We start from the raw sequence: 9,224 nt of genomic DNA, 5'->3' as shown, positions 1-9,224 counted from the left end.
TAAGCACCCGTCACAACAGGAAGATCCATGCGCCCTACCATCGTTCTCCTCAGCCCCCTCGGGAGCCATCAGCGCATCGTGGCCCGTCTGCGGCAGGCTGGTACCTACAGCGAGGGTGAAATCTTCGATCGGCTTGATCGAGGAGAATGCAGCTTCGGCGTAGACGCGTCCGGGGATGTCCTCGATGAATTCGATGAGGAAGAATTGGGTGAGATTCGCCATAAGCTCGGCGAGTTTCAGGCGATCACGCTTGAATATGTGGAAGTGTCTTGCATTCGCGATCTCCTGGGTGAAGTAATTCAGGGACTATCAGGCTTGGTAGATACGAATTACGGCGAGCTCATCGAATATGGCGAGGTTCTAGCGCGGTTTCAGAGGGAACCTCTTTGGGATTGGCGATTCGCCATAGGGGAATAACTTCCGCAGGCAGATGCGGTAAATCGGGAGAGGGGGCAGGTCGATGACCCGCCCCCTCTCCCAGGCTGCGACCCTACTTTCACTCGGGGCGCGGGACGACATCCGCAACGAGAGCGCCGTCACCGCACCGACCGCTCTGAAGCACGCTGCCGAAGTCCGCGTTAAAGTCCTCGACTGCCGGCCACCTGGCGTACAGACCGACCACAAGCAGCAGTCCAGGAGGCAACGGCCTCGATCTGCCGGGGGCGGGGAAGATCGGTTCCGCCGCGGCCAGTGGCTACCCAACTCGGGTGATGGGGCGGTCGGCTCCTCGCCTGTCAGTGCTGCCCTCTACGCTCGGTGCCTGTGACGACAGCAGCATTGCCAGCAGTGGTCTATCCCTGGGCGAGGAAGACGGCGCCGCTCGGGGGATCCGCACTCTAAGAGAGCATCTGATCAGTGTTCACGCCGATACGAGCGGGATGTCCGTTTCGATTCGCCAGGTTGGCGTGGATTCTCCGGTCAGTTCGCGGGACATTTTGTTAGCCATCGCCCAGTGGATCATCGTGCGGGATCTCTGTGGCAGGGCTTCGTAGTCACGCGCGAGCCGACGGTGCTGCATCAGCCAGCCGAAGGTCCGCTCGATCACCCATCGTTTGGGAAGCGGCTCGAAGCCCTTCGTCCGGGTCCGTTGCACGACCTCAACGTCGATGCCGTGGCCGGCACCGTGATTGAAGATGCTGCTCTGGTAGCCGCCGTCGGCCCAGACCTTGGTGACGCTGGGATGACGCGCCGCCAGGTCGTCGAGCAGATGCTTTCCGCCGACGGTGTCGTGGACGTTCGCGGCGGTCACCAGGACGGCCAGGACCAGGCCGAGGGTGTCGGTGATCAGATGGCGTTTGCGCCCTTTGATCTTCTTGCCGGCGTCGATGCCCTGACTGCACTCGGCCACGTTCGCCGAGGTCTTGACACTCTGCGCGTCCATCACGGCCGCGGTGGGCTCCGCGCTGCGGCCCTGCGCGCGACGGGTCTTGTCGCGTAACAGGTCGTGGACCTGCTGGGTCGTGCCGTCGGCTTCCCACTTCGCGTAGTAGTCGTAGACAGTCTTGTAGGGCGGGAAGTCGTGCGGCAGGTACTCCCACGGAATCCCGGTCCGGTTGACGTAGAGGATCGCATTGACGATCTCCCGCAGATCGTGCGCCCGGGCCGTCGTGCCCGGCCCGGTCCGTCTCGCCCGCCAGGCAGAGAAGACCGGCTCGATCAGAGCCCACCGGGCATCAGAGACATCACTGCGGTAAGGACGACGCACGCTCACGCCCGTCCTAACGACCGCCCACACCAGCCGTCACAAAATCATCCCTAACTATCAACTACCTAGATCAGATGCTCTCTTACTGCGACTACGGACCCTGACACAGCACTCCTTGCACCGGTGCGAAAGCCCGGCCCGAGGCGGGGCACGCGGACCCTCCCCAGCACGGGTTCGAGCCGCGGAGAGTCTCCACGCTGTCCTGCCGTCACCACGATCGACATGGGCTTCTGCCCCTGTTCGACGGCCAGGTGCAGCTTGGTGGTGTCCCGCCGCGCGACCTTCCTAGCCCGTGGTCACGGGGCTCGAGCCTCGAGGGTGGTGGTCATTGGTATCCCTTCTTCCCACGGACGGTCGGCATGGCGGTGGAGATGTGTTGGGTGAGGAAGTCGTGGACGCGGGCGTGCTGTTGGTCGGCGCGCGCGGTGAGTTGGTTCAGCGGCAACGCGCCGGCTGTGGTGTGGGCGGCGTGTTCCAGCGCGCGGGCTTGGCCTGGGTGGGCGTGGTGGGCGTAGATGTCGTCGAGGTGGGGGCCGGTGATGTGGACGGGGCCGATGCGGCGGCCTTCGATGGTGAGTGTCATGTAGTGCTCGTACCGGTCCAGGGTGGCGACGACGTCCGGGCTCGGTTGGTTGCCCCATTCTGCGGTGATGGGGGCAACCGCGGACTGTGAGCCTGCGGTTGTGGCCAGTGTGGAGGCGTTCTGCACGAGTGACAGCCGTACGGGGGTGGGGAGGCGGGCGAGGAGTTGGGTCATGCCGTGGACGTGGACTTTGTATTTGCGGAAGTCCTCGAACATGGCGGCGATGGTTTCGGGGGCGGCGCCGGTGAGGGTGATCAGTTCGTCGAAGTAGGGGCGGAACGGTACCCGCTGGTTTTCCGGGGTGTCTCTGCGGGAGCGGACGGCTCGGAGGAGGTCGTGGGCGAGGAGTGCGGTGATGAGCCGGTCGGTGGGGCCGTTGCCGCCCGGGCATATCCACACGATCATGCGTGTGTCCATGGCGGCGCGGATGTTGTAGACGCCGGCTGGCTGGCCGAGGAAGGCGCGGGTGACGGGGTTGGCGGCGAGGCGGGCGATGGGGTTGAGGATGACGGCGAACGCGTCGGCGGGAAGCACTGGGAACACTGTCCGCCACCATGAGCGGGTCTCTGCGTCCAGGCGTTCCTCGATGGCGGTGAGTGCCGCTGCACGGAAGGCGGGGTCGGCCAGGAGCGGGCGTATGTGGAAGACGGTGGCCTGGTCCTGCGGCCGTCCGGCCTGGCAGGCGGCCGTGTTGACGGCCACCAGCACCGCCAGGCACGCGGTGAGGATGGTGAGTGCGCGGGGTGCGGTTGTGTCGTCCCAGCCGAGTACGGACGCATACGCGTCGGCGGTCGCCTCGACGACCTCGTGGGCTGCCTGGCCCTGGTGCATGCCGATCGGGTTCCAGCAGCTGAGCTGAGGGGCAGGGCCGCCTGCGTTGAGGTCGATCAAGGCGATCCGCTGCATCAGATGGTCGTGGGCGAGGAAGGGCAGGGCGCGTGGCCAGGAGTCGCGGTGCGGGTCGACGAACATGAGCCCGCCGCCTGCGTGGGCCCATCCGATCGCCTGGGCGAGGGCTCGTTCGGTTTTGCCGCCGCCGGCTTTGCCGACCCCGACTTCGAACAGGGTCTCGTTGGCGTAGGTGGCGACCAGGCGTCGGCGGCCGTCGGGGGCGCGGTAGATGCCCTGCAGCAACAGGTCGGGGTTCCCGTGCTCGAAGGTCGGCAGATCGCCGGCGAGCAGGGGCAGGCGGCAGTGCACGGTGGGCGGTTTGAGCAGCCCGGTCAGTTCCTCCAGGCGGACCCAGTTCGCCCGGGGTGGCTGGCAGTGCCCCAGGTTCCAGCGGCGTTCGAAGCCGCGCCGGCTGGGCCAGCGGTCCGCGCCGATGCGCCACGGGCCGAGGTTCCAGCCCCGCATGGCCCAGCGGGAGCCGCCGCCGAACACATCGAGTGCGGCCTGGAGTTGAGCGAGCCTGGCTTCGGCGCGGCCTGACGTGTTCGACGCGCACATCACCAGCAGCTGCACCCGCACCAGGTGGTCGTCCTCGGCGAGCTTGCCCAGGGCCTCGGCCGGGTCTACTCGGCGCGGTACCGGCGGCATGACCAGCCGGCGCCCGCCCCCGCCCCCGCTCTGCTTGCCTGCGATCAGTTGTTGCAGTTGCCAGGTCCACGAGTCCTCGATGCCGGTGGCGTCCTGCCGCATCCACCGGGCGGCCCGCTGGGCTTCGCGCCGCTCCGCGCGGCGCGCATGGCCCATCAGCTGCATACGGCGTGCCCGCAGTGCCCACTTGGGGGCGCGCTGGATGTCGAGGCGGATCTCGGCGAGGTCTCCCAGTTCGGCACGTAGGTCCGAGACGGCGTCGATCAGCGGCTGCAACGGGTCCGGGTTCAGCGGCACTTCCCGCAGGGGTGCGGTCGGTTTGCCGCGCAGCAGGAACTCGGCCCGCACCACATGGTCGCGGGGCTTGTCGATGGTGGGTCGGGCCCGGGTCACGGTGACGGCCGGACCGAACGGTGTGATGGACAGCAGGCGTTCGCCGCCGGCGGGGCCTTCGACGCGGTAGCGCAGCGGGCTGGAGCCGTCGGGGCGCAGCCGGATCTGCACCGCCTTGGACCGGCGCGGCGCCCACCACGGCATGGAAGTCGAGGCCCTAGCGAGCTGCACACCCCGGCGGAAGATCTCCTCCAGACCTGGTTCGAAGTGCCGCGACGGGGCGAGCTCCAGTGCCATCCGCTCAGCGGAGGCCTTGCGCGCCAGGCGGCGCACGAGCGCCTCACTCGCGGCCCAGACGGCGACGGCAGTCAGGGCCACCATCCACCAGTGGGTGAGCACCCAGCCGACGGTGTGCCCGATGCCCCAGACGAGGCCGGGTAGCTGGCTGGATGGCGGTGCGGAGGCGTGGCCGGTCAGGTACGGGGCTGCGGGGTCCACGCGGGCCCTCCCTTCTGTGAGGTGGTGCGGGTGAAGGGCCAGTCGGTGATGCGCAGGTCGGTGAAGGTCCCGCCGCGGTCCTGGCCGGCCCACACCAGATGGACCACCGCCTTGCCCGGGCGGCCGTCGCGGCGGGCGATCGCGGCCTGGATGCGGAAGCGGGCGGTGGCGAAGGCCGGGGCCACTGCTTTGCCCGAGCCGGGGAAGATGACGGGCCACTGCGCGCGGCCGATCCCGGTGGCGTCTGCGCGCAGCAGTGCCCGGCCGGCAGTGAGCAACTCCTTCTCCTCGGCGGCGGGAAGGTCGGCAGGCCAGGCCGCCTCCAGGCTCTTTTGGACAGTCCGGTCGCCGGCGGTGCCCTCGCCGTGCGGCGGCAGAGCGGACGTGAGGGCTGATGGTGTGGATGCGGCGGGCGCTGTCGAGCGAGAGAACTCCAGAGGCGTCTTGGGTGGCGATGCTGTAGATGCCGGATGAGTGGTCGCGTGCGCGGTCGTCGACGTCGGCGGAGCCGTTGGTGTGTTCCCGCGTGGCAGGCCGAGGAGGGTGAGGCCCACGATGGCGAGGACAGCCGTGCTGACGAGCAGCAGTTGGGGTGAGCGTGGGGTGGTGGTCACTGCAGCCTTGCTCCTCCCGCGTAGCCGGACATCGCGTTGACCGGGTCGAGGCGCACTACGGTGCCCGGGCGGGGTGCGTTGACCATCTGTCCGCCGCCTACGTAGATGCCGACGTGGTAGATCGTGGAGTCGCGTGCGGGGGCGTGGGCGTAGAAGACGAGGTCGCCCGCTTTGAGGGCGTCGGTGCCGAGGCTTGCGGGGATGCGCAGGCCGGCCCCGGCCTGCGCGGCCGCGGTCCGCGGCAGTGGAATGCCTGCCTTGGCGTAGGCGTAGGTGGTCAGCCCCGAGCAGTCGAATCCCTGGATTGTCGTGCCGCTTTTGCCGCTGGGGGAGCAGCAGATCCCGTATGACTTCCCGGACGCGTTGCCGCCGCCCCACGAGTACGGTTCTCCCCGCTGGGAGAGTGCCGTCTCGATGACGGTGCGGACCTTGCCTGAGACGTTCTTCAGGTCCGGGTCCTTGGCGGCTGCCGTGTACTGGTCGATCCACCCGAGCACGTTGGCGACGTACTCGTTCGAGCGGTTGTACTGGAAGATCGCGGCCTTGAGCTGGGTCCGCTTGGTCAGATCGCGGCCGTTGCCGCACAGGTAGATTGCGGCGCCGAGGGCGGCGTCGTCGGTGTTGTGCGGGTCGGCCTGCTTGTCGCCGCTTGCGTCCTTGCCGGCGCTTTCCCAGGTTGAGGGCAGGAATTGGAAGGGTCCGACGGCACGCTCTGCGGTCGCGGTGCCGTCCCAGCGGCCGTTGTCGGTGTCGGGCAAGGCGGTGGTGTTGCCGCCGGTGCCGGAGCCGTTGAGGAGGACCCCGTAGATCTTCGGGCGGATGTCCCCGCCTGCGGCTATGTTCCGGCCGATGGCGTGGTTGGACTCGACCTTGGCGATCCCGGCGAGGACCGGCCAGCGCATTCCCCGGCACGTCGGCACGTGCTTTACAACCTGCTGGGCGGCCTTCTTGTAGGCGGTGAGCATGCGCGGTGGGATGTCCGCGGCGGTGCCGCCTTCGGCGATCCCACCGTCCCCCGCGCCGGGTGCACCCGTCTTGAGCGCGACGTAGGCGCTGATCGCGTTGCCGACCGGTGCGGTGCAGCACACCGCGGCGAACAGCAACAGCACGACCCCACACCCCCAGCGCCCGACACGGCGACGGGCCTGTCTCATGTGCGGTCACCGCCCTCGTCCGGTGCCCCGCCCGGGCCTTCGCTGTGCCGCTGCCACCAGTCCCAGAAGTCGGCGTCGGCGGGGTCCGGGTTGTCCGGGTCCGGGTCGTAGGGGTGTCGGTCGTCGGGGGGCTGCGGGGCTCGCGCCTGCTGGCGCAGCCGCTCGGCCGCGGGCTCGGTACGCCGCTTGAGTTCCTCGAACCGCGCACGCGCCGCCTCCCGCGTGCTGTTGCTCGCGCCGCCGCCTGCGGCCAGGACCGGCCCGGCCGGGCTCGCCGGACGCCGGGGCTGACCGCCTCCCAACCGGGTCGGGGACGCCGGCGGCGCGGCGGGCGCAGGGGTGCTGCCTGCGGGCGACGACGTGGGCGGGCCGGATCGTGTGGAGGACGCCGGCATCGTGCGGACCGGGGGCTCGGAAGACCCGGTCGGCCCCGTAGCTGGTGTCGGGCGGGTCGGCAGGCGGCGGCTGACGGCACGGGACACCTGGCCGCCTGTCGCGGTCCAGGCCCGGCCGTCCTCGCTCAGGGTGTTGCCCCACACCCGTACTTGCTGGCGTGCGTCGTGGGCGTAGCGCGAGCCGCCGGCCCGGGCTCGGCGGACGTTGGCCGCGAGGGCGACTGTCGCCCCGTAGGCGGTGCGGCCCCCGCGGTTCAGGATGCGATAGCCGCGCAGGCGCACCAGCCGGTTGTGGGCGCGGGTGGACAGCAGAGTGCGGTCGGTGTTCTGGTCGTGCAGCACCTGGCCGGAGTTGCGGTCGACTATGCGGCCGTCCTCGTCGCGGTAACGGTCAGGGGGGTCTCCGGGCCGCCGCGGTCCTCCACCGACGCCCCCGTCCAAGGGGCCACCCTCGCCCGGGTCGCCGTCGGCGGTGGGGGCTTGCGCCACTTCGCCAACTGCTCCCTGTCCGGACGGCGGCCGATCAGCAGCCAGTGCGCGCTATTTGCGCCGAGCCGCGCGCCGAGTCCGCCCACGGCGGCCGCGGCGGTGAGTGGGGCGAGCCCGCGTCCGGCTTCCGCGGTGGCACCGGCAAGGACGCCGCTGGTGTCCACCGGCATGCCCGCCCCGTCGGTCAGGGAGCCGAGTGCGCCCATCAGCCGCTGCCGGGTGCCGAGCAGCCCGAACCGGCCGCCACCCCCACCGGTGAAAGCACGCAGGCCGCCACCGTAACCACCCCTCACCGCGGGGGAGTTCATGGCGAGGGCGGCTCCGAGCTCGGAGGTGTCGCCGGGCATGTGGGTCCCGCCGACCTTGGCGTAGCGCATCCGGATCGCCATGCGGTGGCCGAAGGACGTGATCCCGGTCAGCAGGCGGCGGTGCCCGGCGGCCCCGGCGATGGCCAGCACGTCGATGAGCAGGATCCGCTCGACCACCAGGTCGGGTCCGTCGGTGATGGTTGCGTCGACGGCGATGCCGAAGAACGGCACGAAGGCACAGATCCCCACCGTGGCCAGGATTGCGATGCCCCAGATCGACAGCCACTTCCACACCGATTGGCGGGCGGGCCCGGGCAGCATGCCCGCGACGAAGGTAACGCCCCCGACGGCAGCCGCTGCGGCGCAGACTCCCTGGGTGCCGAGCAGCACGATGGCGCTGGACAGCAGCATGCCGCAGATGAACAGCGCGGCGATCAACAGCAGTCCGGCACCGCCCACCCGCCACCAGGTGGGCTTGTCCGCGTAGGCGGCACACGCCTTGCCGACGTCGCCGGCCTTCTTCATGTCCTGGAGGAAGGAGTCGAACTCACGGTCTTCGTCGGTGACGATCGCGTGGGAAGCTTCCAGCAGTTCGCCGCCAGGAGTGAGGGCCGGCAGCCCGTCTCCGCTGTCGTCGGCGTGGGGATCGCCTGCCTGGTCTCGTTCGCAGAATTTCTTGGCCGGGCCCGCGAGCAAGCTGCAACGCTCCTTAGCCTCGTCGGTGCCGGAGCCGGGTGCCTTGTAGCCGCCGGTGACCCATTTCAGGTGGACGGCGTAGGCCTTGAGGTCGGACTTCTTGGCGGGGTCGAGGATGCGCCCGTACTGCAGCAGCATGTACGGCTTGACGATCAACGCGTTGGTGACCGAGTCCTGGAGAGGGCGGGCCACATCAGTTGAGGAGACCGGTTCCTCGTCTTCCCGTTCCAGGCACTTGATCTCGGCGTTGCCCGCCAGGCCGGCGCACGGGTCAAGGCTTGCGAGTTTGCCGCCCCAGTCGTAGGAGTTGACGCTCTGCTGCGCCACCTCGGCGGCGACCTGCTGTGACTGCCCCAACGGCCCGCCCGGGCCGAGCAGGGTGTCGGGGCGGATGAGAGCCGAGGCGGCGATCGCCCCGATGAGCAGGGTCAGGATCATTTCGCCCAGGCCGCGGCCGACTCGCCCGCGCACGATCATGAAGGCGGTGAAGACGAACGCCCACGCGAGCAGCAGACCCTTCACACCCAGCGTGTCGACCACCACGGTGTCGTAGGCGTCGGCGACCTTCTGCGCCGGAGCAATGAGGATTTTCAGCAGGGGGAAGCGGAAGGCCATCTCGATGGCCCAGCCGGCCAGGCCGACCAGCAGCCGGATCAGCGTGAACAGACCGCCCAAGGCGAAGGTCAGGGCTTGCGTCTTGAAGGCGACGATGGAGCCGCCCTGGGCGTTCAGCTCGTACCCGTTGATCGGCACGCCCTCGGACGAGTAGATGTTCAGCGGCGCGAGGAGGTCACCCGTCTCGCTGGTGCCGGCCGCGTAGACGACCTGGCTGTTCACCATGGTGAACACGGCGGTGAGCACGACGGTGAAGCCGGCCGAGCGGAGCGTTGCGCTCTCTGGGCGGAACATG

The 9,224-nt window shown here is 69.3% G+C and carries 7 protein-coding genes; 1 reads left to right on the top strand and 6 read right to left on the bottom strand.

The genetic code is table 11. From position 1 onward, the window contains the following. Nucleotides 1-27: 27 nt before the first annotated feature. Nucleotides 28-417, top strand: coding sequence for a hypothetical protein (locus tag OHT51_RS00180; protein WP_328876821.1), 390 nt, complete (start codon nt 28-30; stop codon nt 415-417). A 442-nt stretch (nt 418-859) separates the two neighbouring features. Here OHT51_RS00180 and OHT51_RS00175 read toward each other — a convergent pair whose 3' ends face one another. From OHT51_RS00175 to OHT51_RS00145, 6 genes are all read right to left on the bottom strand, one after another. Next, nucleotides 860-1,711, bottom strand: coding sequence for an IS5 family transposase (locus OHT51_RS00175; RefSeq protein WP_328876820.1), 852 nt, complete (start codon nt 1,709-1,711; stop codon nt 860-862). 319 nt (nt 1,712-2,030) lie between these two features. Continuing rightward, a complete protein-coding gene (locus OHT51_RS00165; RefSeq protein ID WP_443052682.1) occupies nt 2,031-4,541 on the bottom strand; it encodes an ATP/GTP-binding protein in 2,511 nt (836 codons plus the stop codon). A gap of 92 nt (nt 4,542-4,633) precedes the next feature. Continuing rightward, nucleotides 4,634-5,272 (bottom strand): hypothetical protein, encoded by a 639-nt coding sequence (locus OHT51_RS00160; RefSeq protein ID WP_328876818.1) that lies wholly within the window; start codon nt 5,270-5,272, stop codon nt 4,634-4,636. Continuing rightward, on the bottom strand, nt 5,269-6,426 hold the full coding sequence (locus OHT51_RS00155) for a C40 family peptidase (RefSeq protein ID WP_328876817.1): 1,158 nt from the start codon (nt 6,424-6,426) through the stop codon (nt 5,269-5,271). Before OHT51_RS00155 ends, OHT51_RS00160 begins: the two co-directional genes overlap by 4 nt. Then, nucleotides 6,423-7,163, bottom strand: coding sequence for a hypothetical protein (locus OHT51_RS00150; protein ID WP_328876816.1), 741 nt, complete (start codon nt 7,161-7,163; stop codon nt 6,423-6,425). The genes OHT51_RS00155 and OHT51_RS00150 overlap by 4 nt, the downstream gene beginning before the upstream one ends. 20 nt (nt 7,164-7,183) lie before the next feature. Continuing rightward, complete coding sequence (locus tag OHT51_RS00145; protein WP_328876815.1) at nt 7,184-9,223, bottom strand: hypothetical protein; 2,040 nt, start codon at nt 9,221-9,223, stop codon at nt 7,184-7,186. Nucleotide 9,224: the final 1 nt, after the last annotated feature.

Source organism: Streptomyces sp. NBC_00299 (assembly GCF_036173045.1).
Taxonomy (GTDB): Bacteria; Actinomycetota; Actinomycetes; order Streptomycetales; family Streptomycetaceae; genus Streptomyces; species Streptomyces machairae.
The sequence above is the reverse complement of the archived record's forward strand: the minus strand, read 5'-3'. Positions and strand labels throughout refer to the sequence as shown.